The following is a 25916-nucleotide window of genomic DNA, read 5'->3' on the forward strand; positions in this document are numbered from 1 at the left end:
GGGACGTGCGGTCAGAAGTTGCGGACAGGGCGGGCGGGGTTGCCGACGGCGACGACGTTGGCGGGTATGTCCCTGGTGACGACTGCGCCGGCGCCGATGACGGCGTTGTCGCCGATGGTCACTCCCGGGCACACGATGACTCCGCCGCCGAGCCATACGTTGTCACCGATGGTGATGGGGCGCGCTGCTTCGAGCTTGTCGCGCCGGGGTTCCGGCTCCACCGGGTGGGTGGGAGTCAGGAGTTGGACGTTCGGGCCGATCTGGCAGTCCTCGCCGATGGTGATCCGTGCGACGTCCAGAGCGGTCAGGTTGTAGTTGACGAAGGTGCGGGCCCCGATGGTGATGTTGCTGCCGTAATCGACGTACAGCGGCGGCCGTACGTCGACGCCCTCGCCCACGGACGCGAGCAGGTCGGCCAGGAGGGGCCTGGCGCCGTCGGCGTCCTGGATATAGGCGTTCTGGTAGTGGGCGGCCAGTTGCATCGCGCGCTGCTGTCGCCGTGCGATCTCCGGGTCGTCAGCGATGTAGGGGTCGCCCGCGAGCATGCGTTCCAGGTTCGTGCGCGGGTCGTCAGCGAAGTAGTCCGTCGGCATGCGTACGACCGTACCCTCTGGAACGTACGAACGTACACTCCGTTCTTGAAAGTTCTTGCTTAGTCTTTCAAGACTCTTGCTGAAAGACTTTCGCCAGCGATACGGTCACGCCGGCGCCCGGCGACGGAGCCGTGCCGCGGCGCAGGGGTCGGAACCCTCAATCAAGCCGTACTCGCAAGGAGTTCACGCCTGTGATACCGAGATGGCCGGCGCCCCGCACGCGCCGTACCGCCCAGGTGAGACGGGTCGCTGCCGTCGCCATGGCCGCGCTCGCCGCAGCGCTCGTTCAGCCCCTCGCCGCCCGGGCCGACACCCCGCCCTCGCCGCCGTCCGACGCGAAGCTCGCCGCCGAGCCCGCCCGCCACGACGCCACCCGGGAGCAGTTCTACTTCGTCCTGCCGGACCGTTTCGCCAATGGCGACACGAGCAACGACAGAGGCGGACTTACCGGTTCGCGCCTCGCCACCGGCTACGACCCCACCGACAAGGGCTTCTACCAGGGCGGCGACCTCAAGGGCCTGACCCAGAAGCTCGACTACATCAAGGGCCTGGGCACCACCGCCATCTGGATGGCGCCGATCTTCAAGAACCAGCCCGTGCAGGGCACCGGCACCAATGCCTCCGCCGGCTACCACGGGTACTGGGTCACCGACTTCACCCAGGTCGACCCGCACTTCGGCACCAACAAGGATCTGGAGACCCTCATCTCCAAGGCGCACGCCAAGGGCATGAAGGTCTTCTTCGACGTCATCACCAACCACACCGCCGATGTCGTCGACTTTGAGGAGAAGTCGTACGACTACCTCTCCAAGGGCGCCTTCCCGTACCTCACCGAGGACGGCGGGCCCTTCGACGACGCCGACCACGCGGACGGGAGGGCCGAGTTCCCCTCCGTCGATGCCGGCTCCTTCCCGCGTACGCCCGTTGTGGCCGACGCGAAGAAGAACGTCAAGGTCCCGTCATGGCTCAACGACCCCACCATGTACCACAACCGCGGTGACTCGACCTTCGCCGGCGAGAGCTCCACGTACGGAGACTTCTCCGGCCTCGACGATCTGTGGACCGAGCGCCCCGAGGTCGTCAGCGGGATGGAGAAGATCTACCAGCGGTGGGTGCGGGACTTCGGCATCGACGGTTTCCGGATCGACACCGTGAAGCACGTCAACACGGAGTTCTGGACCCAGTGGGCCACCGCGCTGGACGCTTATGCCGCCAAGCAAGGGCGGGACGACTTCTTCATGTTCGGCGAGGTGTACTCGTCGGACACGTCCATCACCTCGCCGTACGTCACCGAAGGCCGCCTCGATTCCACGCTGGACTTCCCCTTCCAGGACGCGGCACGCGCGTACGCCTCGCAAGGCGGCAGCGCGAAGCGGCTGGCCTCGGTCTTCGGGGACGACTACAAGTACACGACGGACAAGGCCAACGCGTACGAGCAGGTCACCTTCCTCGGCAACCACGACATGGGGCGCATCGGGACCTTCCTGAAGCAGGACAGCCCCGGGGCGCCCGACGCCGAGCTGCTGAAGAAGGACCGGTTCGCCAACGAGCTGATGTTCCTCAGCCGTGGCAACCCCGTCGTCTACTACGGCGACGAGCAGGGCTTCACGGGCGCCGGCGGCGACAAGGACGCCCGTCAGACGCTGTTCGGCTCCAAGGTCGCGGACTACCTGGACGACGACCAGCTGGGCACGGACCGTACGCACGCGCAGGACGCCTACGACACAAGTGCACCGCTCTACAAGCAGATCACCGCTCTCGCAAAGCTCCGCAAGGCCAACCCGGCCCTCGCGGACGGAGTGCAGACGGAGCGGTACGCCGCCGATGGCGCCGGTGTGTACGCCTTCTCCCGTACGGACGCGAAGACCGGCATCGAATACGTGGTCGCAGTGAACAACGCGGAGGAGGCGAGGACGGTGACCTTCGCGACGGGATCGGCGAGCATGAAGTTCCGTGGGATCTACGGGACTTCGGATGCACTCACCAGCGATGCCGACAAGAAGGTCACGGTCACCGTCCCGCCCGGTTCCTCGGTAGTCCTCAAGGCGGCGGGCCGGCTCGACGCACCCGCCTCCAAGCCGGGCATCACGCTGAAGGCTCCTCCTGCGGGCGCCACCGGCACCGTGGAAGTCTCGGCGGACGTCGACGGCGGGCAGCTCAATCGCGTCGTCTTCGCCGCCCAGACCGGCAACGGCAGATGGCAGATGCTCGGCTCCGCCGATCACGCCCCTTACAAGGTCACCCACACGATCAAGGCGGGCGCCGGAACTCCCGTACGTTACAAGGCCGTTGTCGTCGACTCGGCGGGCCGTACCGCGAGCGATCTCGCCTCGACCACGGCGGGCGAGCCTCCGGCGGCGGAGGACCCGAGCGCCGTCGAGCGCGAGTACGCCGTCGTCCACTACCAGCGGACCGACGGCGACTACGACGGCTGGCAGCTCAAGTCGGGTGACAGCGTGGCGGACTTCACCGGCCGCGACGCCTACGGCGCGTTCGCCTGGCTGAAGGTCCCCGAGGGCGCCGACGCCCTCTCGTACACCGTCGTCAAGGGCGACGGCGCCACGGACGGACCGCAGCGCACCGTCCCGCTCGCCGACACCGGCGAGGTGTGGATCGAGCAGGGCGAGGAGGGGCAGGCGACGACGGCGCCGGACGGCGCGTACCCGCCACAGGACAAGACCAAGGCCGTACTCCACCACCACCGCGCCGACGGCGACTACGACGGCTGGGGTCTGCACACCTGGACCGGAGCCGCGAACCCCACGGACTGGTCGAAGCCCCTGGAGCCGGTGAAGACTGACGCGTATGGCGCGGTCTTCGAGGTGCCGCTCGCAGCGGGTGCCGGCAGTCTCAGCTACATCATCCACAAGGGCGACGAGAAGGACCTGCCCGCCGATCAGTCGTTGGACCTCAAGGCCAACGGCCACGAGGTGTGGCTGTTGAGCGGCCAGGAGAAGTACCTGCTGCCGCAGCCCGTCGCCACCGGCCCCGACTACACCAAGGCCGAAGCGGTCTGGCTCGACGCGGACACGGTTGCCTGGAACGGCGTCAAGTCGGCCGCCTCCACACAGCTGCTGTACTCCCGTGACGGCGACCTCTCCGACGCCCACATGCTGCGGCTGCGGGGGAGCGAACTCACCGAAGCGCAGAAGGAGAAGTTCCCGCACCTGGCGAAGTACACCGCCTGGTCGATCGACCCACGCGACCGCGACCGGGTCCGCGAGGCGCTGCGCGGACGCGTCGTCGCAACCCAACGGGCCGCCGACGGCGCCGTGGTGGCCGGAACGGGGGTGCAACTCGCGGGCGTACTCGACGATGTGTACGACGCGACGAAGGCGGACCTCGGCCCGGTGTTCCGCAAAGGGAGGCCCACGCTCTCCGTCTGGGCACCCACGGCCCAGGACGTGTCACTGGAGATCGGCGAGAAGGTCGTGCCGATGAAGCGGGACGGCGACACCGGCGTCTGGTCGGTCTCCGGCCCCAAGTCCTGGAAGAACAAGCCCTATCGGTACGTCGTGAAGGTCTGGGCGCCGACGGTCCAGAAGGTCGTCACCAACAAGGTCACCGACCCCTACTCTCTCGCCCTGACCACCGACTCCGAACGCAGCCTCGTCGTCGACCTCGCCGACAGTTCCCTTGCCCCCAGCGGCTGGTCGGGTCTGAGAAAGCCGAAGGCCGTCCCGTTGAAGGATGCCCAGATCCAGGAGCTGCACATCCGGGACTTCTCCATCGAGGACAGGACGGCGAAGCACCCCGGCACCTACCTGGCCTTCACCGACAAGGACAGTGACGGCTCCCGGCACCTCAAGAAGCTTGCGGAGTCCGGGACTTCGTACATCCATCTCCTGCCCGCCTTCGACATCGCCACCATCCCGGAGAAGAAGTCCGACCAGGCGACCCCCGGCTGCGACCTCGCCTCGTACCCCGCCGACTCCGACAAGCAGCAGGAGTGCGTGGCCAAGAGCGCCGCGAAGGACGCGTACAACTGGGGTTACGACCCGTACCACTTCACGGTGCCGGAGGGCTCGTACGCCACTGATCCCGAGGGCACGGACCGTACGGTCGAGTTCCGGCAGATGGTCAAGTCCCTGAACGAGGACGGGCTTCGGGTCGTCATGGACGTGGTCTACAACCACACCACCGCCAGCGGTCAGGCCGGCACCTCCGTGCTCGACAAGATCGTGCCCGGTTACTACCAGCGGCTGCTCGCCGACGGCTCTGTGGCTACCTCCACCTGCTGCGCCAACACCGCACCCGAGAACGCCATGATGGGCAAGCTGGTGGTGGACTCGATCGTCACCTGGGCGAAGGAGTACAAGGTCGACGGCTTCCGCTTCGACCTGATGGGACACCACCCCAAGGCCAACATCCTCGCCGTACGCAAGGCACTCGACGCGCTCACCCTCGAAAAGGACGGCGTCGACGGCAAGGAGATCATCCTCTACGGCGAGGGCTGGAACTTCGGAGAAGTGGCCGACGACGCCCGCTTTGTGCAGGCCACGCAGAAGAACATGGCCGGCACCGGCATCACGACCTTCTCCGACCGCGCGCGTGACGCGGTGCGCGGCGGCGGCCCGTTCGACGAGGACCCCGGCGTCCAGGGCTTCGCGTCCGGGCTCTACACCGACCCCAACTCCTCGGGCGGCAACGGCACTTCGGACGAGCAGAAGGCCCGCCTGCTGCACTACCAGGACCTGATCAAGGTGGGGCTCTCGGGCAACCTCGCCGACTACAGCTTCACCGACTCCGGCGGCAAGCAGGTCAAGGGCTCCGAGGTCGACTACAACGGGGCGCCCGCCGGATACGCGGACGCGCCGGGCGACGCCCTCGCCTACGTGGACGCGCACGACAACGAGTCGCTGTTCGACGCGCTCGCCTTCAAGCTGCCCAAGGGCACGTCGGCGAGCGACCGGGCGCGTATGCAGGTCCTCGCCATGGCCACCGCCACGCTCTCGCAGGGCCCGGCACTCTCCCAGGCGGGCACCGACCTGCTGCGTTCCAAGTCCCTGGACCGCAACTCGTACGACAGCGGCGACTGGTTCAACGCGATCCACTGGGACTGCCGGGACGGCAACGGCTTCGGCCGCGGCCTGCCGATGGCCGCCGACAACCAGTCCAAGTGGCCATACGCCAAGCCCCTGTTGAGCTCCATCGAGGTGGGCTGCCCGCAGATCGAGGGTGCCTCGGCCGCGTACCGGGATGTGCTGAAGATCCGTACGAGCGAGACCGTCTTCGGGCTCGCCACCGCAGAGCAGGTGCAGTCGGAGCTGGCCTTCCCACTGTCCGGCAAGGGCGAGACGCCCGGTGTGATCACGATGCGGCTCGGCGATCTGGTCGTCGTCTTCAACGCGACGCCCGATCGGCAGACGCAGCGGGTCGCGGCGCTCGCGGGGCAGGCGTACGCGCTGCATCCGGTGCAGGCCGCGGGCGCGGATCCGGTCGTCAGGGGCTCGTCGTACGAGACGGAGTCGGGCACCTTCGCTGTTCCCGGACGCAGCGTCGCGGTCTTCTCGCAGGCCACAGGCTAGGCTGACCGCAAGACCCGTAGAACAGGAGTGCCCATGCCGCAGATCACCGTCGACTACTCGGCGCCGCTCGCCGACGCCTTCGACCGGAAGGGCTTCGCGCTCGCGCTGCACACGATGGTGGTGGAGACGGCCGCCGCGAAGCTCGAGGCGTGCAAGACGCGGTTCCGGCCGACCGAGGACCTGGTGATCGGCGCGGAGGCGGACGGGCACGCGCTGGTGCATGTCGCGGTCGCGCTTCTGCCCGGTCGCACCGAGGAGACGAAGGCGGCGCTGACCGAGCGGACGCTGGAGGTGCTGCGGGCGCATGTGAAGCCCGGCGGCGGGATCACGCTGCACGCCTCCGCGGAGGTGCGGGACCTGGACGCCTCGTACACCAAGTTCGAGGAGTAAGAGCAGAGCTACGACGCGAGCGCGACGAGCCGGCCGACGAGGTCCGTGAACGGGCCCTCGGCCGGCTCGTCCTTGAGCATGCGGCGCAGCAGCGTCGCCATTTCGTCGTCGTACGCCGCGCTCACCGCCGTCAGCGCTGCGAAGTCGTGGACGAGTTGCGCTTCCAGTTCGGCGCGGGGGATACGGCGGCCGTCCAGCCAGATCAGGGCCGTCGACTCGGCGAGTGAGATCCAGGAGCGGACGACCAGTTCAAGGCGGGCGGGCGGCCGGTCGATGTCCAGATGCGCCAGTATCTGGAGGTACGCGGCCTGCCGTACGCCGTCCACGAGGGCGTTGGTCGCGGAGGAGCCCACAGCCGGGCCGCCCCGCATCAACGCGGAGAATCCGGGCCCGTGTTCGTCGACGAAGTCGAAGTACCGCCGCATCACCCGCAGCAGCCGCGCGCCCAGCGGGCCTTCCCGCGGCTCCACGAACCGGGTCGCCAGATCGTCCGCCGCCCGCTTCAACGCCGCCTCGTACAGGCTGAGTTTGCCGGGAAAGTAGTGGTAGACCAGGGGCCGGGAGATACCGGCGGCCGACGCTATCTCGTCGATGGAGACCTCGTCGGGCGAGCGTCGGCTGAACAGTTCGAGCGCGACGCCGATCAACTGCTGCCGCCGCTCCTCGACACCCATCCTGCGGCGTACCTGTACCCCGGTTGTCATACGAACACCTTACCGATCGGATTCGGCCTCCAACGGGACGGTCCCGCAAGGGTGTTCACATGTCCAGCGCCGAACTCCGTATGTCTGTGGGAGATGTGTGGAGCAGGAGTCCAGTGATCGGCAGTTCGTGAATGCGTGGGCGTGCGAGGCGAGTTACTCCTCGGGCTCGATCAGCAGTCGCGCGTAGTTGGCCATCGAGCGCTGGTAACGCGGCAGATGCGGGGCGAGCGCTCCGAGCACCAGGGCCAGCCCCTCGCGCTCCCGGCCGAGACTGGCCAGGCACAGTGCCAGAGTGGCGCGTACGGCATCGTCCAACTCGTCGGAGGGTGCGTCGAGTTCGGGCGTCAGGAGCTTGACGCCCTCTTCCGGCTGTCCGATGTTCCGCAGCGAGCTGGACAGCTGGATTTTGGTACGCCGAGCGCGGTAGCCGTCGAGGCCACGGGCCAGCGCCTCCCGGTACAGGGGCACGGCCCGGTCCGAGTGGCCCGTCGAGTCCCAGGCGCAGGCCCGCTCGAACGGGCCGACGGGGCTGTCGGCGGGCAGCTCGGCGACCAGCGCGTCGATCACCGCGCGGAAGTCCGCCGCATGTGCTTCGTCATAGTCGTCCAGCGTGGCCCAGGCTGCCGCCACGCGTTCATCCCAGTCCTTGTCCGCGTCCTCGTTCGCAGGGCTCATGGGCATACCCTCGCACAAGCGTGCCCATGGGCACGCCGGATCTGGGCGCGATTGAGCGTGGGGCGGGTGGGAGCCGTATCGAGTACAGGGCCCTTGCCAGGGCTCTCTGCGGCGTGGAGTTCATGTCGCCGGACGGGACCGGAGGAAAAGATGAGGTTGACGCGACAGAAGCTGGCCGCGGCCGGGGCCGTGGCGGTGCTGGCGCTGTCGGGCTGCGGGTCCGACGACGGCGGCGACAGCGCCAGTGTGCCGGAGACGGCGACGGGGAGCCTGGAGAGCCTGGCCGCCGAGGCGAAGTGCAAGCCGAACATCCAGACGGACGCGGACACGATCCGCCAGGCCATCTGCAAGAAGGGCGCCGAAAAGTACGTCCTGGCGACCTTCGCCACCGACCGCGGTCAGCGTGAGTGGCTGAACGGGGCGAAGGACTACGGCGGCTACTACCTCGTCGGCCGCAAGTGGGTCGCCGTCGGCGAGGAGAAGACGGTCACGGCGCTGCGCGGCTCGCTCGGCGGGACCATGGAGGAGGGGTCCGAGCACATGAATCCCGGTGGCAGTCACAACAGCGGCGGTCACTGACCGCACCGGTTCGGGGCAAGCGAAAGCCGGCGGTGGGAAATCCCACCGCCGGCTTCCTAGTGGTTCAGGACTACTGGCAGTCCTGGCCGCTGTTGATGCAGTCGACCACCTGGTTCATCGTCTCCTCGTTGAAGAAGTTGATGAAGTCGTTGTGGTCGGTGATCGGCTTGTGCAGCTGGTCCGGGAAGGAGTCCACTGCGAACGGGTTCTGGACCTGTCCGTTCTGGATCTGCGGCGCGTCAACGTCGTAGACCAGGCGGACCTGGAGCTGGGGGATGGCCTGGAAACCGTTCGAGCAGCTGCCGTCCTCGTTCACGAAGTCCACGTGATCGCGGTGGTTGGCGCTGTCGATGTTCTGACCGTCCCAGCAGCTCTGGAAGTTGGTCGTCCGAACCACCGAGCTGCCCTCGGGGCAGAGCGGGTACTTGTCCGTCAGCTGGCGGTCCTCGAAGCCGGTGCAGCTCCAGTTCGTGTTGGCGTTACCGTTGCCGTTCACGAAGGCCTTGGCGTCACCGGTGATGATGCGCAGGGCCTCCGGCATCGCGGTGACATCGCTCTGCTTGTTGCCGACGAACTTCAGCTGGGCCTCGCTGGCCTGGATGATCGTGCCGACGTTGCCGTCCTGACCGCCACCGGGGGCGTTGGCGTCAATGTCGTCCTGACCGTCCTGCACACGCAGCACCGGCCAGAAGTACGACGACTTGTCGCCCTGGTTCTCGCAGGTGGTGTCGCCGTTCGCCAGGTCCTCGTCGCTCGCGAAAGCGTCGTTGGCCTGGTTGCCGACGTAGTCGTGCTGGTGCTGCGCACCGTTGCTGACACCGGGAGCGACGATCACGTTGTCCGAGTTGCGGTTCTCGTTCTCGTTGGTGCCGCAGTTCGTGGTGAAGGTGCCCTGCGAACCGCTGTCACCGTTCGCGGCGAGCCCGTTTCCGTCCACGCCCTGCGGGCCGCCGGTCGGCTGAACCTGGGTGATGTCCTGGAAGTCGTCCGCGACCGGGCCGTTGCCCTCCTGGCCCTGGTCCTGACCGTCACCCTGGTCCTGGCCCTGATCCTGGCCATCGCCCTGGTCCTGGCCCTGATCCTGACCGTCACCCTGGTCCTGGCCCTGATCCTGGCCATCGGCCTGGTCCTGACCGTCACCCGCGGCGGGGTCCGGCTGCTCGGCCGGCACGCCCTCGCACTGGGCCATCTGCTCGGCCCCCTGCGGAGGCTGACCGCCCGCGTTCCGGATGTTGATGCCGATCCGGTCGATGGTGGCCGTCCGCTTGGACTTCAGCGGGCCGAGGATGGCGTTGTCGACGTAGCCGGAGTCACCGGCCTGGGCCTGGCGGGTGTCCGCGAGGCGCTTGTAGGCCTCCGTGACCTGCTGGTCGAGCTTCGCCAGCTCCTGGTCGACACCCTGGCGTGCGCCGTCCGGCACGTCCGTCAGCTGCTGGCCGACGTCCGGGCATTTGATCGTTGCCACCCCTGCGGCGGTCGTCTGCGCGTTCTGCTGCGAGTTCTCCTCACCCGCCGATGCGTAGATATTGGCCGCGAGCAAGCCGCCGCCACCCAGCGCGAGAGCCGCCGATGCGGCTATCGCCCGGTTGGCGAGCGTTGAGCGGCGTTTTCGGTTCGTGCGTCCCATGGAACTCCTCTGGCTTCCTTGCGGGGCATTGAGGCGCCCGACAGGAGGTGAAGCGGCGTCGTTCAGTACGCAAGGGGCTCATGGGGCGTTCAGCGGCATCAGAAATTGGTGAGAGATTGGTGGAGCAATTCCGGCGCAAGGGGCCCAGAACCCCCTGTTTCAAGGGCAGTTGAGGGGGGAATGCTGAATCTGATTCAATGAATCTTCGGTAAGAGTCCAATTCTTGTACCGGCCCTCCGTCGGCCCCACGGCGTCCTCTGCCGGTTCCTTTTCAGCGGCCCTGGTCCAAATAAGCGAGAACGGCCAGTACGCGGCGATTGTCATCGTCCGACACCTCAAGACCCAGCTTCGCGAAGATGTTGGAGGTGTGCTTCGCAATGGCCCGTTCCGTCACGACCAGCCGCTCCGCGATCGCCGCGTTCGAGCGGCCCTGCGCCATCAGCTCCAGCACCTCCCGCTCGCGCGGCGTCAGCCGCCCCAGCGGCCGGCTCTCCGCCTGACGCCGCGACAACAGCTGCTGGATCACCTGCGGATCCATCGCGGTGCCGCCCGCCGCGACCCTGCGTACGGCGTCGATGAACTGCTCGGCGTCGAAGACCCGGTCTTTCAGCAGATAGCCGACCCCGCCGGCCCCGTCCGCCAGCAACTCCCGCGCGTACAACTGCTCCACGTGCTGCGACAGCACCAGCACCGGCAGTCCGGGTCTCGCCCGCCGCGCCTGGAGCGCGCACTGTAAGCCCTCGTCGGTGTGCGAAGGCGGGAGCCGGACGTCGACGACGGCGACGTCCGGCTTCAACTCGGCGAGCGCCCGGTTGAGTTCGGGCCCGCTCTCCACCGCCGCCGCGATCTCGAAGTCGTACGCCTCGAGCATCCGCACCAGTCCGTCGCGCAGCAGGAAGAGGTCTTCGGCTAGGACAACTCGCAAGGGATCTCCATGGTCACCATGGTGGGACCGCCCGCAGGGCTGCTGACGGCCAGGACGCCGTCGAATGTACCCAGTCGCCGCTCAACTCCGGAGAGTCCCGAACCCGCCCCGATCACGGCACCGCCCTGGCCGTTGTCGGTGACGGCGATCCGCAGCATCCCCTCCGCGTGGTGCACATCGACCCAGATCCGATCCGCCTCCGCGTGCTTCACTGCATTGGTGAGGATCTCGCTGACGGCGAAGTACGCGGCCGACTCGACGGGCTCGTCCGCGCGCCCGGGCAGGTCCACGTCCACCTCGGTGCTGACGGGCAGCCGCAGCGCCAACGCCCGTACGGCGTCGCCCAGTCCGCGTTCGGCGAGCACGGGCGGATGGATGCCGCGCACCAGGTCGCGCAGCTCGGTGAGCGCGTCGGCGGAGTTCCGGCGGGCCTCGGCGAGCAACTGCCTGGCCTTCTCGGGGTCCTTGTCGAGGAGCGCCTCGACGGTGCCGAGGTCCATGCCCATCGCGACCAGCCGGGCCTGCGCCCCGTCGTGCAGGTCCCGCTCGATGCGCCGCAGTTCGGCGGCCGAGGTGTCCACCGCGTCCCGGCGGGTCTCGGTCAGGACGCGGACGCGCTCGGCCAGCTCGCCCTGACCCGGGGCGAGGAGGGCGCGGGTGAGCTGGAAGTGGGCCTTCAGCAGCCGCGGGCCGGCGAAGTGAGCCAGGAAGAGGAGCGCGAGCGCCAGCGCGGCGGCGCCGAACGCGGAGGCCTGGCCCGTGACCGGCACGAAGCCGTACCAGTAGGCGACGTAACCGGCGTCCGCGAAGACCCGCCACAGCCCGGCCGCGAGCGCGAACCCCTCCAGCGGGTAGAACAACAGCACGGCCGGCAGCAGCGCGGTGAGGAACCCCGCCGTCATGTCGACCGGCAGCCACCTCAGGTCCCGCCAGGTCGCCGGGTCGCGCAGCAAAGCGAACGTACGCGTCCACGGGTTGGCGCCCTCCGGGACCGGCCGGTACGCCGACGGGATCTTCACCCCGCACCACTGGGCGGCCAGCACCCGCCGCCAGTCCGCGAACGTCCGCACCCCCGTGAGCACCCAGGGTGTGGTGACGAGCCCGATCCCGATCGGTATCAACGCGATGGACACCAGGGAGAGCGTGAAGCAGAGCACTGCCCCCGGCAGCAGCACCAGCGCCAGCCCGAGCCCCCGTACCGCCGCGAGCCCGAGCCCCCGCGCCCTGGTTGAACCGCTGCCGCTCTTCGTCTCGATGGTCGTCATGGCGTCAGTCTGGCCGAGGGGGCGGCGCCGGGCACGGGGGTTGGGCTCCGGATCAGGGGGTGTTGCCAGGTACACCTCCGCCGCTCGCCAGCACCTTCGCCTCCACCTCCGGATCGAGGCCCTTGGCCGTCCGGTCCGGCCGCTGCGGCGCCGTACCGCCGATGCCTTGGAGCCACTTCCAGGTATCGGTCACGGTGTCGGCGACGGGCCGGCAGTCCAGTCCCGTCGCCAGCGCCCGGGAGACGTCCGCGGCGTGCAGGGCGTCGTGCAGGTCGCTGCCCGGCGGCACCCACACCGGCAGCTGGACCCACGGCTCGATACCCGCCTCCAGGATCACGTCCGGGTCGGTCCACCGCAGCTCGGCCGGACCGCCGGTGGCGCGCACACAGGCGTCGAGCAGGGTGCCCATGGTGGCGTGCCCTTGCGGGCTGATGAGGTTGTACGGCCCGCTCGACTCCCGCTCCACCGCACCGAGAATCCACTCGGCGAGGTCACGGACGTCGACGTACTGGAGGGGCAGGTCGCGTGGCCCGGGCGCCAGGACGGGCCCGCCGCGGGCGATCCTGCCCAGCCACCACGGCAGCCGCCCGACGTTCTCGTACGGCCCGAGGATCAGCCCGGCCCGCACGAGCAGCGAACGATCCGCACCGAAGGCCTCCACGGCGGCCAGCTCGCCACCCCGCTTGTCCCGGGCGTAGTCGGTCTCCCCGGCGTCGGCGGAGGCGTCCTCCACCAGGGGAGCGTCCTCGGTGTAACCGGCGGCCGGCGGCCACTCGTACACCGAGCAGCTCGACACGTACACGTACCGCCCGGCGCGGCCCCGCAGCAGCCGCGCCGGGTCCCGTACGGCACGCGGCGCCGCCGACCAGGTGTCGACGACGGCGTCCCACTCTCCCTCTGCGAGGGCGGCGAGCCCGTCGGGCGCGGTGCGGTCACCGTGCAGTGACCGCACACCGGCGGGAGGCGCGTGCCGTCCCCGGTGGAAGACGGTCACCTCCCAGCCGCGCCCGAGGGCCGCCTCCGCGACGGCCCGTCCCGCGAACTCTGTCCCACCCAGCAGCAGAAGTCTCATACCGGTGACTCTGCCCGGCCGGTCCGCGGGACGGAACGGGAATCTGCCCTCAGCAGAGAGTCAACGCCCCGCCGGCGGCGCGTACTTGTACCCCACCCGGCGCACGGTCTGGATCACCTGCCGGTGCTCGGCGCCCAGCTTGCGGCGCAGGCGGGCGATGTGGACGTCGACGGTACGGCCGTCACCCACATGCCCGTACCCCCACACCGTGGTGACCAACTGGTCGCGGGTGTACACCCGGTGGGGGTGGGTGACGAGGTGGGCGAGCAGCTCGAACTCCAGGTAGGTGAGGTCGAGCGCCCGCCCGTCCACCTCGGCGGTGCGCTGCACGGTGTCGACCCGCACGAGCGGGTCGTCGGCGGCCCCGGCACCCGTCTCCGCCCGCTCGGGCACCGCCACTGGCGCGAACGGCGGCTGCTGGTCGGCCGGGACGAGCACCAGATACCCGACCATCGGGGGCCGCCCCGGGAGGGTGGGCAGGGTGTGCGGGGGCGCGGGCAGCAGGGTGGCGCCCGGCGGCAGGAAGTCCGCCACGTCCACCACCTCGTCCCGGTCGACGGCACGCAGCCGGTGCCGGGCGGGGGAGTTCAGGGGTGCGGTGGGGGAGAGGGAACGAGTGTTCGCCATGAGAGGTCAGCTCTTTTCGCGCGAGAGGTTCGTCGGGGGACGTACGTCATTGCGCGCCGACCGAAGGCCGAGGTGTGGCTTTAGAGGGCCGGCGCGTTCACCGCGCGGCAACACTCCCGGTCGAAGACGTGGTGCTGACGGGAGGGCCAGAAGGGCTCGAGGTCATGGCGACCTGTCGCGGGGTGCTTCTGGGGGCTGGCCATGGGCCCATTGAAGCAGACGAAGCGGACAACGGTGAGGGGGCGTCCACCGTTTGTGATGGACGCCCCCTCACGGAGTCGTACGGAGCTGCGTCGTACGGGTACGGGTCAGACCTGGCCGGCCTTGTCCAGGGCCGTGCAGCAGGTGTCGACGATCAGGCGCGTCACGACGTACGGGTCGACGTTCGCGTTCGGGCGGCGGTCCTCGATGTAGCCCTTGCCGTCCTGCTCGACCTGCCACGGGATACGGACCGAGGCGCCACGGTTGGAGACACCGTAGGAGTACTCGTTCCACGGGGCGGTCTCGTGCAGACCGGTCAGGCGGTCGTCGATGCCGGCGCCGTAGTTCTTGACGTGGTCCATGGGCTTGGAGCCCTCGCCCAGCGACTCGCACGCGGTGATGATCGCGTCGTAGCCCTCGCGCATCGCCTTGGTGGAGAAGTTGGTGTGGGCGCCGGCGCCGTTCCAGTCGCCCTTGACCGGCTTGGGGTCGAGGGTCGCGGAGACGTCGAAGTCCTCGGCGGTGCGGTACAGCAGCCAGCGGGCCATCCACAGCTGGTCGGCGACCTCCAGCGGGGAGACCGGGCCGACCTGGAACTCCCACTGGCCGGGCATGACCTCGGCGTTGATGCCGGAGATGGCGAGACCCGCCTTGAGGCAGTTCTCCAGGTGCGCCTCGACGATGTCACGGCCGAAGATCTCGTCCGAGCCGACACCGCAGTAGTAGCCGCCCTGCGCGGCCGGGAAGCCGCCCTCGGGGAAGCCGAGCGGGCGCGAGCCCTTGAAGAAGGTGTACTCCTGCTCGATGCCGAAGATCGGCTCCTGCGCGGCGAACTTCTCCGCGACCTCGGTGAGCGCGGCACGGGTGTTGGACTCGTGCGGCGTCATGTCGATGTTGAGGACCTCGCACATGACGAGCACGTCGTCGCCGCCGCGGATCGGGTCCGGGAAGGTGGCGACCGGCTTCAGCACGCGGTCGGAGGCGTGGCCCTCGGCCTGGTTCGTGGAGGACCCGTCGAAGCCCCAGATCGGCAGCGCTTCGCCCTTGGCGTCATCGGCCAGGATCTTCGTCTTGGAACGCAGCTTGGCCGTCGGCTCGGTGCCGTCGATCCAGATGTACTCAGCCTTGAAGGTCACGGGCCACATCCTTCGGGGTGGGTCTTGTTGCGCTCGGTCGTCACGGGCGCGGGGCGCTGCCGCGGAGTCTGCGGCACCTCGGGCGCCGCGGCACTGGGGCGCCGTGGCACTGGGCGCCGCGGGGATGCTCGCAGCCTGTCAACCGGCCATTTCCCGATCATTGCTCGGTCGTGAACCCCGTGTTACCTGGTGCTTGTGGGCTGGGGGTCCGCCTTGAGAGCGGGTGGGCTCTGTCGTATACGAGGGAGTACGGGAACGGAGGAGGCGGAGCGAAGGCTGTATGGGGGGCGTCACTCGCCCCCGGCCGAGGCCTCCCGCATTCCCTCCAGGAAGCCCCGGATCGCCTCCCGCTCCCGCTCGTCACAGTTCTGGAGCAGCTCCACTGCCTTCCCGATGAGTGGCCCGAAGAAGGACCACCCCAGTTCGACCGCCCGCTCGTCCACCTCGACGACCACTTTGCGCCGGTCCTGCCGGCCCCGCACCCGCCGCACATGCCCGGCCCCCTCCAGTCGGTCGAGCAGCGAGGTGGTCCCGGCCGAATTGAGCCCGAGCGCAGCACCGAGCCGCCCGGCCGTCATCTCCTCGCCGGCCCGGGAGGCATCCATGAGCTCGATCAGGGCGCGTACGTCCGTCGGGTGCATGCCGTTGTGGCTCGCGAACCGGGCGCTGCGCAGGCCGAGTTCGACCGTCACCGCGCGCAGGAGATGGACGATCTCCATCTCGGGGCCCTGGTTCCGCATGTGCCGCCTCCGGCTATCATCTCGCTCGTCGAATATCTCGCTCAGCGAGATAATACGGGAGGGCTCCATGAGCACGTACGACAGCGACGCCTTTCAGCCGGCCTACGACAAGGTCATGGCCAAGTGGCCCGCGGAACGGGAGGCGATCCGCGTCTCCACGCCGTTCGGCACGACGTACGTCAACGCCTGCGGACCGCCCGATGCGCCCCCGCTTCTCCTCCTGCCAGGCGGCGGAGGTGCGACCTCCGCCTCTTGGCACGCCCAGGCCGCCGACCTCGCCCGCAACCACCGTGTCCTCGCCGTCGACCTGATCGGTGCCCCCGGCCGCAGCGAACGGGCCGGCGACCGTCACCCCCGTACGGTCGCCGACCTGTCCGTCTGGCTGGACGCGCTCCTGGACGGCCTCGGTGCGGAGACGGCGGACATGGGCGGGCACTCGTACGGCGGCTGGATCGCCCTGCGTTACGCGCTGCTGGCGCCCGCCCGGGTGCGCCGCCTGTTCCTCCTGGACCCGACCCAGTGCTTTGCCGGGTACAAGGCGGCGTACCTGCTGCATGCCCTGCCGATGTTGCTGCGCCCCGCACCCCACCGGGTCCGCGCCTTCCTGGAGTGGGAGGCCGGGGGAGTGGCTCTCGACCCGGACTGGCTCCGCCTCCAGGAGACGGCCGCCGGCTTCCCCTCCGTGAAGCCCGTGACCGGACCCCGCCCCACGCCGGAGGCGCTGCGGGGCTTGGAGGCGCCGGTCCTGCTGTGCCTGGCCGGGAACAGCAGGACTCATGACGCGCGCGCCGTGGCGGCGAGGGCAGGCGGGCTGTTGCCGCGCGTGGAGACGGACGTACTGCCCGGCATCTCGCATCACGCGTTGCCGCAGGCCGCACCCGCCGAACTGGGCCGCCGCCTCACCGATTTCCTCGGTGGCTGACTCCTCCGTGTCCGAGCCTTACCCCACCTTCTCGATCAGCGCCCGACGGATCAGGAACTTGCCGGGCTCGCGGACCTGCTCGAAGGCCGCGTTGTTGAGGAGGGTGCAGCTGCCGGAGGTTGATGTGACCTCCACTGTCGTGGACTTGTTGTTGTCCAGGTTCGTGACCTTCAGTTGCGTACCGGGCGGGAACTGGTTGCTGGACGCGGCCGGGGCGCCCTCCTCGCCGGAGAGTGTGACGGTCGAACCCGCGCAGACCTGCTCACCGCCGGCGACCCCCGTCGCGTCGCCGGAAGTGTCTGCGGGAGCCGATGCCGGCTGCTCGGCCGGGGTGTCCTGAGCCGACTCCCCGGGCGTGCAGCCGGAGGCTTCCTGCTTGCGCTCGATCTCCGCGATGACCGCTTCCCGGTTGGCGATCCGGGCCTCGGACTGTGCGTCGGGATTGGCGCGTTGCCCCTCGATGAACTTCTCGTTGTTCCCGAGCGCCGTGGCCAGACCCTCGCAGACCGTGGAGGACTGTGCCTGACCGGCCGGCGCGGCGTTCGAGGTGGCCGCCAGAGCGAAGGCCCCGCCTCCGGCGACCGCCGCGGCGCTCACCAGCAACGCGAGCTTCTTCTTGGGGCTGATCGTTCTCCTGCGGGACGTACGCGGCATAGCGGGCCTCCTGTCTCCGGCCGCCCTGGCGGCGACCTGTTGTGAGCGGGGAGTACGCCGCTATGTACGAGATGCCGAACAGGGTTACTCGACAGTTCACACGAGTCACTCAAGTGGCTTAGATCACAAAGGAAGTTGAGTAATCCCTCTCCTGGCCGAGTGCGGTCCCGGGCGGGGGTGCCGCCTGGGTGCTGCCCTCCGTGCGCACGCCCGTCGATGGCCTTGTTCGAATTTGACGCCGCCTCATTCGCACCTCGCGGACCTGGGGTGACGCCACGCCAATTCCCTATCTCACCTGGTCTTTTTGCCGCCTTGGCGGACTGTCTCGATGTCAGTGGTGGGCAGTAAACTATGAGTAGTGTTCGAGGGCGCCGACGGACGGCTCCCTGACCGCGACAGGAGGATGCTCGTGCCCGCTGCCGCACTCTTCCCGCTGCCCACGCAGTCCACAGCCAAGAGGCCGGTTCCACTGGACCTGCCGTACGAGCCCGTCGAGAAGCGGCCGCTCCCGCCGGGGCGTCCGCGCGACTGGTACATCACGCACAACCGGCGCCTCAAGGCGATGCGGCTCGCCATCGCATTGCTGGACTCCGGCGTCTACATGCCCAACCAGGCCCGCAACGAGACGATCCACCGCACGGCCGAACTCATCGGCGTCCACCCGCCGTCGGACACGACGTGTCACATGGTGCGAGCCCTGATGCGTTACGCCCGCTGAGGTCTCCGGGTTTCCTTTCCAGCGCCGGTCGCCCTTGGGGGTGGCCGGCGCTGGGTTTTCCCCAAGCCCACCCCTTCCCGAAACCGGGAGCTCCGCCCCAACCGCCCGACCCGGCGAAGTAATTCGGTTTCGGCGAAGTGGCGTCACCCGGCATCCTGAGGATTACTCTCAACCCACCGGCGAACGGACGTTCGCAAACCGCAGCGTGCGTCCCAACCATTCACGCGAAGGAGGCTCGTCATGGGTACCTTGATCATTCTGGCGATCCTCGTGCTGGTCGTCATGGGGTTCAGTAACCCTGTCTGGTGGATCGCCGCCGCCGCGCTGCTGTATCTGCATGTCCGCTACGGCCACACCGGACCGTCCCCGTCATCCGGCGGCCCCGCGGGCTCCTCGGGATCCCCGGCTCGCGTGGACGAAAGCTACCGCGCGTACCGCCAGCGCCGTGACCGTCAGGCCAGGTGGGAGCGCCGTTACCGTCGCGAGCGCCGCTGGGCGTCCCGGCAGCAGAAGGGCTAACCCACGCCCGGCGCTCCCCACACCGGGAACCAGCGGCTCAGATCCGGCTCCAGCCGCAGGTCGTTCGCAAGCACTGCCCTGACCTGCAACTCCAGGGCGCTGTCGCGCCGTTCCCCGCCACTGGGGAGCGGCGCGAAAACGTAGAAGCTGCCTCTCTTATAGAGGTACACGAGCCCGAGCGGCCGCCGCTCGTCACCACCGCCCCGAAACCCGACGACGGAGCACAGCAACTGTGGCCCGAACCCGCTGCCTTCCAGGGCGGTGTTCACCGCGTGCAGATCACTCACAAGCGCGGGCAGGTCCTCCGGCGACCGCCGCGAGACCAGCCACGTATACCCGTACGAGTCCCGGCTCACCTCCACCGGCGGTCCCGTCCGCTCGGCATCCGCGTCCAACAACGCCCGTACTTCCTGGCGTACGTCCTCGAAGGCCGCCCCTTCGACCGTCGCGAAGCACACCGAGCCGTGCCCGGTCGGTGTGAAGCCGGCCGCCGCCTCCAGGGTGATCGCGGCGGACGGCAGGGCGAAGAGCTGGTCGAGGTCGGGGGCCACCGGCTTGCTGCGGCCCAGCAGGATGTCCAGGAGCCCCATCCCGCTCAACCCGCCTTTCCGGAGGGCGACGACTCACCCAACTCGCGGGAGATCCGGCCCAGTTGATCGAGCCGCTCCTCCAGGCTCGGGTGGGTCGAGAAGAGGCGTTGGATGCCCGGGGTTTTGCCGGACGCGGGCGTGAAGTAGAAGGCGTTGAAGGCCTGCGCGGTCCGTAGATCGCGGGTGGGGATCTTGGCGATGTCGCCGGTGAGCTTGGTCAGCGCGGAGGCGAGTGCCGAGGGGCGGCCGGTGAGCATGGCCGCGGCGCGGTCGGCGGCCAGCTCCCGGTAGCGGGAGAGCGCCCGGATGAGGAAGAAGCTGAGCGCGTAGACGGCCGCGGACACCGCCATCACCGTCATGAGCACGACGGCCGCGTTCTGGTCCTTGCGGCCGTGCCCGCCGAACACCTGGGAGTAGAAGACGAACCGTACGATCAGCCCGGCGAGCACCCCGAGGAACGAGGCCACGGTGATCACCGCGACGTCCTTGTGTGCCACATGCGACAGTTCGTGCGCCAGCACGCCTTCGAGTTCGTCCGGCTCCAGCCGCCTCAGCAGTCCTGTGGTCACACAGAGCACGGCATGATCGGGATTCCGCCCGGTGGCGAAGGCGTTGGGCATGTCCATATCGGATACGGCGACCGCGGGCTTGGGCATGTCCGCGATGGCGCACAGCCGGTCGACGACCCCGTGTAGCTGGGGATACTCCTCCTGCTCCACGACCCGGCCGCGCATCGCGTACAGCGCGATCCGGTCCGAGAACCAGTACTGCGCGCCGAGCAGCCCAGCCGCGATCACCACCACCAGCACCCAAGACTTCAGCAGCACGATCAACGCGGCCACGAACGCCACGTACAACAGCCCGAGCAGGAACAGCGTGACCCCCATCCGCACGGTCAGCCGTCGATCGGCCTGAAAGCGGCTCTGCATCACGATCACCTCGAAATCGGGCACTCGCTTCGATTCCAGTGTGCACCCGGGCATTTCCACGTAAGTCCATGAAAAGGTCCGGCCTTTTCCACGAAGGAGTGCCGATCTCCCCCGCTCCGGGCAAAGCCCGGGCAAGGAACATGCTCGTCAGAAATTGGAGATCACACTGGTGAGCACGTCTCTGATCGTTTCGGCCCGCCGGGCGTCGTACGCCCGCCCGCCGCTCGCGTCCGCGATCTCCTGGAGCACGCTCCGGCCGTTGTTGTCCTTCTCGTCCGCCTTGTTTCCGTAGGCGATGGTGAAGATGCGGATCTGTTGCTGGTCGGGGTCGCCGATCCGCTTCAGCAGCGTTTCCTTCGACAGGCTGCCGATGTCCTCGTTGCGGCCGTCGGTGAGCAGGACGATCGCGTTGATGGCCTTCGGGTCGTAGTCGTCGCGCATGGCCTGTGTGGTGTGGTCGAGGGTGTCGTACAGACCGGTCGCGCCTTCCGGTTCGAGGCTCTTGACGTTGTCGGACAGGAGGTCCGCGCGGGTGCCTCCGGGCAGCTTCTCGTTGTACGGGCCGAGCGGCACCAGTTCCTTGTAGTCCTTGCCCCCGCCGAGGACGTCGGCGTCGGAGAACTTCAGCAGTCCGACCCGGTCGGTGCCGGTGAACTCGCCGAACAGAGCGGGTTCGGCCTGCTTCAGAAGCTTGATCTTGGTCTCGCCCCTGCCGGGAACCGTCTCGTTCATCGACTCGGAGGTGTCGATGACGATGCGTACGTTGGCACGCCGGCGCAAGGTGGGCCAGACGTTCAGCAGATGGTCGAGCACCTCTCCGCCGGGCATCGGCATACGGGTGAACTGCGCATCGTGCAGCACTCCGTTGGCCGCGTTGAGCACCTTGGAACCCTTGGGATCATCGCCCTTGTGGTTGCGGAATCCGTAGGGAGCGAACTGCTTGTCGAAGACGGTGGTGTCGTGCAGGTACGCGAGGAAGTCCCCGGACACCGCCTTCTGAGCGGGGCTCATCCCGGTCAGTTCGATGTACGGATGGTCGGAGAACGGGACGCCGTCCTTCGGGTAGAAGGAGACCAGCGGAGTGTCCGGCTTGCTGGTCTTCTCGCAGCCCTTCTCCCCGCTGAGCGCGCCGCAGGGGTAGCCCGCGTTGTAGGCCGCGACGGTGTTCTCCTCCAGGGTGACGGCCGAGATGTACGACATGGCCTTCTCCGGGCTGCTCCGGTCGGCCTGGCGGAGGTTGAAGAGGAAGGTCAGCGTCGTGTCGCCGTAGTGGACCGCGGACTCCTCGATGCTCTTCGCGAATGCCCGGTTGGCCGGTTTGTCGATGTGGGGTTTGCCCAGCTCACTGCTGGTGCCCGTCTTGGCGAAGAACGCGGCGACCGTCGCGTTGAGCCCGGAGGTGGAGTACCCGGGGTTGGTCTTGCCGAGCTTGAACGCTCCCCACTCCGGCTTGTCGTGGTCCGCCCAGAAGCTGTCGGCGTTCTGGGCCCACTCCGCGAGCGTGGCCCAGTCGAACCGTCTCTCGGGCCAATTCAGGGCCTTGGCCATCGGCTTGGGCATCGCGATGGTCAGCGGGCTCTGCACGATCGACTCCGCTTGCTGCGGGAACAATGCCTTGTTCGACTCCGTCGCGCGGGCGCGGGCCAGCGAGAGCCAGGTGCTCCCGGCGGGTGACCACACGTCCGGCTCATACCCGTCGGACTCCTTCCAGCCGCGGGCCAGCGCGCGCATCCCGGTACCGGAGTTGACGCCGTCGACCTTGACCTCTACGCACTGCCCCTCGGCTGAGCGGTTTCCGTAGGCCTCGGCTGCCCGCTTCAGGGGCTCCGACTTGTCGACCGAGGCGGCGATACGCAGTCTGTCAGTCGCTTCTCCGCAGTCCGACAGCGCGGAGGACGCCTTGTCGTCCGTACCATCGCCCCGCCCCGGCAGGACGACGACCGCGATGACCGCCGCCACCGCGACGAGCGCCACGGCGGGCAGTGCTCGCTTGAGTAACTTCTGCCGGGACTCGGTACTCGGGCGTGGCCCACGCCTGGGGCGCCGGGGCGGCGGAGTGCTCGCGCCCGGCCCGGTCGCCGGCCGCTCGGGCGGCGGCGGGAGAGGGGGGCCGAGGATTTCGTCCGGCTGCGAGGCGCGGACCGGTTCGGTCCGCGGTTCGGTGGCACGAGGCGGTTCGTTCAGTCCCTGGGCGGGGGGCGGCGCGCTCGGTACCTGAACGGGCGGCTCGGCCGGTTCCTGACTGGTTAAGCCGCGGCCGAGGGTGGACTCGCCGGGCTCAGGGAGGGTGAGTGCGGCGAGGGCGGCGATGGCCACCTTCGCCGCGTTGGCCGCGGCGCGCTCCTGGGATCCGGCGGCATCGGCGGCGTACTTCTTGCCGTCCGCGAGGTCGCTGATGCCGCGGATGATGAGTGCCTGAAGACTGTCGGCGAGCTGCGCGGCCTGAGCGAAGCCGGCACCCTCCATCTCGATGGCTGCCGCGTCCTCGTAGTGACGGTGCAGGATCTGCGTTCTGAGGTCGCTCTCCGCGTCATTGAGGACGACGTCGCCGGATGCGATCGGCTTGAAGTGGATCTTGTAGTCGGTCGAGTCGAGCTGCTCGAGCTCGCGCGCCGCGTGTTTCGCCGCATGGAGAAAACGGTGCGGGGGCGCCCAGGAGCGGGGGCGTGCACCGAAGCCGCCCGGGGACTGCTTGCCGCTCTGGTAGGGATACACGTGGTCGGGGACGACGACATCCCCGAGCCTGAGGCCTTGCACCCCGCCCGCGACGCCGACGAAGAGCACGGATTCGACCTGCAGCTCGTTGCGGTAGCGCTCCGTCAGTACAGCGGTGCCGGAGTTCCCCGTACCTATCTCGACGAGATGCACGAGCCACCGGGCGCGCTCACTGGCAAGAAGGTATACGTCTACATATATGCCATCTTTGAGTGTTTTGCTCCCGATGTACTCCGCGGTGGTCCTGAGGTGCTCGCGGACGGCCCTCCACTCCACATCGAGTGCTGTAAGGATCAACGCTGTGCGCAAAGGAAGAGCTGTCGTCACCGGCCCGACCGAATCTTGATGTTGACCTGTCTTCTGATGCCCCAAGAGGTCCAAGATACGGCATCAAGGGGGCGAACACCCTTGTTGCGGGCGGGAGTTAGGGAATGACGCCGCCTCGTTATTCAGTACGAACGGCTGAGGGCCGTTGCTCCCGGAAATCCGGGAGCAACGGCCCTCAGTGCTGACTCGAGCGCTGTTTGGGACGCCTGGTCCTAGACGTCGAAGTACAGCTCGAACTCGTGCGGGTGCGGACGCAGCTGCAGCGGAGCGATCTCGTTCGTGCGCTTGTAGTCGATCCACGTCTCGATCAGGTCGGACGTGAAGACGTCGCCCTGGAGGAGGAACTCGTGGTCGGCCTCGAGGGAGTCGAGGACGGCCGGGAGCGAGGTCGGGACCTGCGCGACGTTCGCGTGCTCCTCGGGAGCCAGCTCGTAGAGGTCCTTGTCGATCGGCTCGGCCGGCTCGACCTTGTTCTTGATGCCGTCCAGGCCGGCCAGCATCAGGGCCGCGAAGGTGAGGTACGGGTTGCCGGAGGAGTCCGGCGCCCGGAACTCGACGCGCTTGGCCTTCGGGTTCGAGCCCGTGATCGGGATACGCATGGCCGCGGAGCGGTTGCGCTGCGAGTAGACCAGGTTGATCGGGGCCTCGAAGCCGGGGACCAGGCGGTGGTACGAGTTCACCGTCGGGTTGGTGAAGGCCAGCAGCGACGGGGCGTGCTTGAGGATGCCGCCGATGTAGAAGCGGGCGGTGTCCGACAGGCCCGCGTAACCGGCCTCGTCGTAGAACAGCGGGTCGCCGTTCGCCCACAGCGACTGGTGGACGTGCATGCCCGAGCCGTTGTCGCCGAAGATCGGCTTCGGCATGAAGGTGGCCGTCTTGCCGTTGCGCCAGGCGACGTTCTTCACGATGTACTTGAAGAGCTGGAGGTCGTCGGCCGCGGCGAGCAGCGTGTTGAACTTGTAGTTGATCTCGGCCTGTCCTGCGGTGCCCACCTCGTGGTGCTGGCGCTCGACCTGGAGACCGGACTTGTTCAGCTCCAGGGAGATCTCGGCACGCAGGTCGGCGAAGTGGTCGACCGGCGGAGTCGGGAAGTAACCGCCCTTGTAGCGGACCTTGTAGCCGCGGTTGTCCTCCAGTGCACCGGTGTTCCAGGCGCCCGCCTCGGAGTCGATGTGGTAGAAGGCCTCGTTCGACTTGGTCTCGAAACGGACGCTGTCGAAGATGTAGAACTCGGCCTCGGGACCGAAGTACGCGGTGTCGGCGATACCGGTCGAGGCGAGGTACGCCTCCGCCTTCTTCGCCACGTTCCGCGGGTCACGGGAGTACTGCTCGCCCGTGATCGGGTCATGGATGAAGAAGTTGATGTTGACCGTCTTGTCGCGGCGGAACGGGTCCACGCGCGCGGTGGACAGGTCGGCCCGAAGCGCCATGTCCGACTCGTGGATGGCCTGGAAGCCGCGGATCGAGGAGCCGTCGAAGGCCAGTTCCTCGCTCGGGTCGAAGGCCTCTGCCGGCACCGTGAAGTGCTGCATCACGCCAGGCAGGTCGCAGAATCGGACGTCGATGAACTTGACGTCCTTGTCCGCGATGAACTTCTTGGCCTCGTCGGCGTTCTGGAACATCCAGCTCCTCCTACTCCCGACCGTCCGTGCCGGGGTGGTAGTTCGTTCGTGCGGCCAGTGCGGTGGCACACGCTGAGGCCCGACAATAGGGACGGGTGATTTCTCGAGCGTGACCCATTTGTTTCGCCCAAGTTAACCGACCCCGGCCCGCCTGACCCCACCTGTCCGCATATCAAAACCGGCGCAGTACCGTGGACGCGTGGACAACAGGCAAGCAATCGGATCCTGGCTCTCCGGACCGCGCGCCGCCGCGGAGGAAGCCGGTGCCGACTTCGGATACCGGGGCGAGCAGCTCGGCCTGCCGGAGTCGGGCCCCGGCTCGATCGCCCGCCCGGGCCGACGCCTCGGTGCCCTCGCGGTCGACTGGGGGCTGTGCCTCCTGATCGCATACGGGCTGCTCACCGACGGCTACAACCAGGCGACGGGCAACTGGGCGCTGCTGATCTTCTTCGTGATGAGCGTCCTGACCGTCGGCACGATCGGCTTCACCCCCGGCAAGCGCCTGTTCGGCCTGCGAGTCCTCACCCTGGACACCGGCACCGTCCAGCCCGTGCGCGCCCTTCTGCGTACGGTCCTGCTGTGCGTAGCCATCCCCGCCCTGATCTGGGACCGCGACGGCAGGGGGCTGCACGACCGCTTGGCTCGCACGGTAGAGGTACGGATCTGAGGAACGCGCCAGTGAGTGGGCCGCCCCTTCGTGCGGCCCACTCAGGGGTACGGCTTCGGGTGCGTCCTACTCAGGGGCGCGGGAGGCGCAGTCTTTTAGGGGCGCGGGGCTGTGTCAATTTGCGACTCCGCCGCGTGGGCGCGACCAGCCACGACGGACCCGCACTCGGCAAACTGCAGAACCACCCCGAC

Annotated in this window: 22 protein-coding genes; 7 read left to right on the plus strand and 15 right to left on the minus strand. The window is 68.4% G+C overall.

The window, feature by feature from the left end:
- Positions 1–11: 11 nt before the first annotated feature.
- Positions 12–593, minus strand: coding sequence for a sugar O-acetyltransferase (locus tag IEZ21_RS07765; RefSeq protein ID WP_189321130.1), 582 nt, complete (start codon positions 591–593; stop codon positions 12–14).
- Positions 594–784: 191 nt separating this feature from the next.
- On the opposite strand from IEZ21_RS07765, the gene pulA reads away from it, so the two are divergent.
- Positions 785–6121: a pullulanase-type alpha-1,6-glucosidase gene (gene pulA / locus IEZ21_RS07770; protein ID WP_189321131.1), complete on the plus strand. Its 5337-nt coding sequence runs from the start codon at positions 785–787 to the stop codon at positions 6119–6121.
- A 33-nt stretch (positions 6122–6154) separates the two neighbouring features.
- A complete protein-coding gene (locus tag IEZ21_RS07775; protein WP_189321132.1) occupies positions 6155–6511 on the plus strand; it encodes a 5-carboxymethyl-2-hydroxymuconate Delta-isomerase in 357 nt (118 codons plus the stop codon).
- Positions 6512–6519: 8 nt separating this feature from the next.
- On the opposite strand, the gene IEZ21_RS07780 is transcribed toward IEZ21_RS07775, so the two are convergent.
- Together IEZ21_RS07780 and IEZ21_RS07785 are read right to left on the minus strand one after the other, a co-directional pair.
- Positions 6520–7215: a TetR/AcrR family transcriptional regulator gene (locus IEZ21_RS07780; RefSeq protein ID WP_246567393.1), complete on the minus strand. Its 696-nt coding sequence runs from the start codon at positions 7213–7215 to the stop codon at positions 6520–6522.
- Between the two features lie 153 nt (positions 7216–7368).
- Positions 7369–7890 carry a tetratricopeptide repeat protein gene (locus IEZ21_RS07785; RefSeq protein ID WP_189321133.1) on the minus strand — a complete coding sequence of 174 codons (522 nt, stop codon included), beginning with the start codon at positions 7888–7890 and terminating at the stop codon, positions 7369–7371.
- A gap of 150 nt (positions 7891–8040) precedes the next feature.
- Here IEZ21_RS07785 and IEZ21_RS07790 point away from each other — a divergent pair, with 150 nt between their 5' ends.
- Positions 8041–8469, plus strand: a complete 429-nt coding sequence (locus IEZ21_RS07790) for a hypothetical protein (RefSeq protein ID WP_078492163.1) — start codon at positions 8041–8043, stop codon at positions 8467–8469.
- Between the two features lie 70 nt (positions 8470–8539).
- Here IEZ21_RS07790 and IEZ21_RS07795 read toward each other — a convergent pair whose 3' ends face one another.
- The 7 genes from IEZ21_RS07795 to IEZ21_RS07825 all read right to left on the minus strand — a co-directional run bounded on the left by IEZ21_RS07795 (position 8540) and on the right by IEZ21_RS07825 (position 16062).
- Positions 8540–10096: a DUF1996 domain-containing protein gene (locus IEZ21_RS07795; RefSeq protein ID WP_189321134.1), complete on the minus strand. Its 1557-nt coding sequence runs from the start codon at positions 10094–10096 to the stop codon at positions 8540–8542.
- A gap of 271 nt (positions 10097–10367) precedes the next feature.
- Positions 10368–11021, minus strand: a complete 654-nt coding sequence (locus tag IEZ21_RS07800; RefSeq protein ID WP_189321135.1) for a LuxR C-terminal-related transcriptional regulator — start codon at positions 11019–11021, stop codon at positions 10368–10370.
- Entirely contained in the window at positions 11006–12286 is a 1281-nt protein-coding gene (locus tag IEZ21_RS07805) for a sensor histidine kinase (protein ID WP_189321136.1), read from the minus strand. The genes IEZ21_RS07800 and IEZ21_RS07805 overlap by 16 nt, the downstream gene beginning before the upstream one ends.
- 52 nt (positions 12287–12338) lie before the next feature.
- Positions 12339–13358 (minus strand): SDR family oxidoreductase, encoded by a 1020-nt coding sequence (locus IEZ21_RS07810; protein ID WP_189321137.1) that lies wholly within the window; start codon positions 13356–13358, stop codon positions 12339–12341.
- A gap of 60 nt (positions 13359–13418) precedes the next feature.
- Positions 13419–13985, minus strand: a complete 567-nt coding sequence (locus IEZ21_RS07815; protein ID WP_189321138.1) for a winged helix-turn-helix domain-containing protein — start codon at positions 13983–13985, stop codon at positions 13419–13421.
- 308 nt (positions 13986–14293) lie between these two features.
- On the minus strand, positions 14294–15322 hold the full coding sequence (glnII, locus tag IEZ21_RS07820; protein ID WP_033325508.1) for a glutamine synthetase: 1029 nt from the start codon (positions 15320–15322) through the stop codon (positions 14294–14296).
- Between the two features lie 290 nt (positions 15323–15612).
- Positions 15613–16062 (minus strand): MarR family winged helix-turn-helix transcriptional regulator, encoded by a 450-nt coding sequence (locus IEZ21_RS07825; RefSeq protein WP_189321139.1) that lies wholly within the window; start codon positions 16060–16062, stop codon positions 15613–15615.
- Between the two features lie 67 nt (positions 16063–16129).
- On the opposite strand from IEZ21_RS07825, the gene IEZ21_RS07830 reads away from it, so the two are divergent.
- Positions 16130–16984 carry an alpha/beta fold hydrolase gene (locus tag IEZ21_RS07830; RefSeq protein ID WP_189321140.1) on the plus strand — a complete coding sequence of 285 codons (855 nt, stop codon included), beginning with the start codon at positions 16130–16132 and terminating at the stop codon, positions 16982–16984.
- 18 nt (positions 16985–17002) lie between these two features.
- On the opposite strand, the gene IEZ21_RS07835 is transcribed toward IEZ21_RS07830, so the two are convergent.
- Positions 17003–17638 carry an SCO2207 family protein gene (locus IEZ21_RS07835; RefSeq protein ID WP_189321141.1) on the minus strand — a complete coding sequence of 212 codons (636 nt, stop codon included), beginning with the start codon at positions 17636–17638 and terminating at the stop codon, positions 17003–17005.
- Positions 17639–18047: 409 nt separating this feature from the next.
- Here IEZ21_RS07835 and IEZ21_RS07840 point away from each other — a divergent pair, with 409 nt between their 5' ends.
- Together IEZ21_RS07840 and IEZ21_RS07845 are read left to right on the plus strand one after the other, a co-directional pair.
- Positions 18048–18356 carry a hypothetical protein gene (locus IEZ21_RS07840; RefSeq protein WP_033325617.1) on the plus strand — a complete coding sequence of 103 codons (309 nt, stop codon included), beginning with the start codon at positions 18048–18050 and terminating at the stop codon, positions 18354–18356.
- Between the two features lie 240 nt (positions 18357–18596).
- A complete protein-coding gene (locus IEZ21_RS07845) occupies positions 18597–18875 on the plus strand; it encodes a hypothetical protein (protein WP_033325498.1) in 279 nt (92 codons plus the stop codon).
- Here the strand turns inward: IEZ21_RS07845 and pspAB are convergent.
- The 4 genes from pspAB to glnA form a co-directional block, all read right to left on the minus strand.
- Entirely contained in the window at positions 18872–19465 is a 594-nt protein-coding gene (pspAB, locus tag IEZ21_RS07850) for a PspA-associated protein PspAB (protein WP_189321142.1), read from the minus strand. The two genes, IEZ21_RS07845 and pspAB, sit on opposite strands and share 4 nt — an antisense overlap.
- A gap of 5 nt (positions 19466–19470) precedes the next feature.
- On the minus strand, positions 19471–20394 hold the full coding sequence (gene htpX, locus IEZ21_RS07855) for a zinc metalloprotease HtpX (protein ID WP_189321143.1): 924 nt from the start codon (positions 20392–20394) through the stop codon (positions 19471–19473).
- 147 nt (positions 20395–20541) lie between these two features.
- Positions 20542–23262, minus strand: a complete 2721-nt coding sequence (locus IEZ21_RS07860; protein ID WP_189321144.1) for a phosphorylase family protein — start codon at positions 23260–23262, stop codon at positions 20542–20544.
- Between the two features lie 386 nt (positions 23263–23648).
- Complete coding sequence (gene glnA / locus IEZ21_RS07865) at positions 23649–25058, minus strand: type I glutamate--ammonia ligase (RefSeq protein ID WP_189321145.1); 1410 nt, start codon at positions 25056–25058, stop codon at positions 23649–23651.
- 199 nt (positions 25059–25257) lie between these two features.
- Here glnA and IEZ21_RS07870 point away from each other — a divergent pair, with 199 nt between their 5' ends.
- The gene (locus IEZ21_RS07870; protein WP_189321146.1) at positions 25258–25725 is read left to right on the plus strand and encodes an RDD family protein; all 468 of its coding nucleotides are present in this window, start codon (positions 25258–25260) and stop codon (positions 25723–25725) included.
- Positions 25726–25916: the final 191 nt, after the last annotated feature.

Origin of the sequence: Streptomyces flaveus (genome assembly GCF_014647675.1) — a bacterium.
Classification (GTDB): Bacteria; Actinomycetota; Actinomycetes; order Streptomycetales; family Streptomycetaceae; genus Streptomyces; species Streptomyces flaveus.

Bases quoted from the DNA above. Each gene is read 5' to 3' on its own strand.
- IEZ21_RS07765 (WP_189321130.1), bottom strand. From the start codon at position 593: ATGCCGACGGACTACTTCGCTGACGACCCGCGCACGAACCTGGAACGC.
- IEZ21_RS07775 (WP_189321132.1), top strand. From the start codon at position 6,155: ATGCCGCAGATCACCGTCGACTACTCGGCGCCGCTCGCCGACGCCTTC.
- IEZ21_RS07780 (WP_246567393.1), bottom strand. From the start codon at position 7,215: ATGACAACCGGGGTACAGGTACGCCGCAGGATGGGTGTCGAGGAGCGG.
- IEZ21_RS07785 (WP_189321133.1), bottom strand. From the start codon at position 7,890: ATGAGCCCTGCGAACGAGGACGCGGACAAGGACTGGGATGAACGCGTG.
- IEZ21_RS07790 (WP_078492163.1), top strand. From the start codon at position 8,041: ATGAGGTTGACGCGACAGAAGCTGGCCGCGGCCGGGGCCGTGGCGGTG.
- IEZ21_RS07795 (WP_189321134.1), bottom strand. From the start codon at position 10,096: ATGGGACGCACGAACCGAAAACGCCGCTCAACGCTCGCCAACCGGGCG.
- IEZ21_RS07805 (WP_189321136.1), bottom strand. From the start codon at position 12,286: ATGACGACCATCGAGACGAAGAGCGGCAGCGGTTCAACCAGGGCGCGG.
- IEZ21_RS07810 (WP_189321137.1), bottom strand. From the start codon at position 13,358: ATGAGACTTCTGCTGCTGGGTGGGACAGAGTTCGCGGGACGGGCCGTC.
- IEZ21_RS07815 (WP_189321138.1), bottom strand. From the start codon at position 13,985: ATGGCGAACACTCGTTCCCTCTCCCCCACCGCACCCCTGAACTCCCCC.
- IEZ21_RS07825 (WP_189321139.1), bottom strand. From the start codon at position 16,062: ATGCGGAACCAGGGCCCCGAGATGGAGATCGTCCATCTCCTGCGCGCG.
- IEZ21_RS07830 (WP_189321140.1), top strand. From the start codon at position 16,130: ATGAGCACGTACGACAGCGACGCCTTTCAGCCGGCCTACGACAAGGTC.
- IEZ21_RS07835 (WP_189321141.1), bottom strand. From the start codon at position 17,638: ATGCCGCGTACGTCCCGCAGGAGAACGATCAGCCCCAAGAAGAAGCTC.
- IEZ21_RS07845 (WP_033325498.1), top strand. From the start codon at position 18,597: ATGGGTACCTTGATCATTCTGGCGATCCTCGTGCTGGTCGTCATGGGG.
- pspAB (WP_189321142.1), bottom strand. From the start codon at position 19,465: ATGGGGCTCCTGGACATCCTGCTGGGCCGCAGCAAGCCGGTGGCCCCC.
- htpX (WP_189321143.1), bottom strand. From the start codon at position 20,394: ATGCAGAGCCGCTTTCAGGCCGATCGACGGCTGACCGTGCGGATGGGG.
- glnA (WP_189321145.1), bottom strand. From the start codon at position 25,058: ATGTTCCAGAACGCCGACGAGGCCAAGAAGTTCATCGCGGACAAGGAC.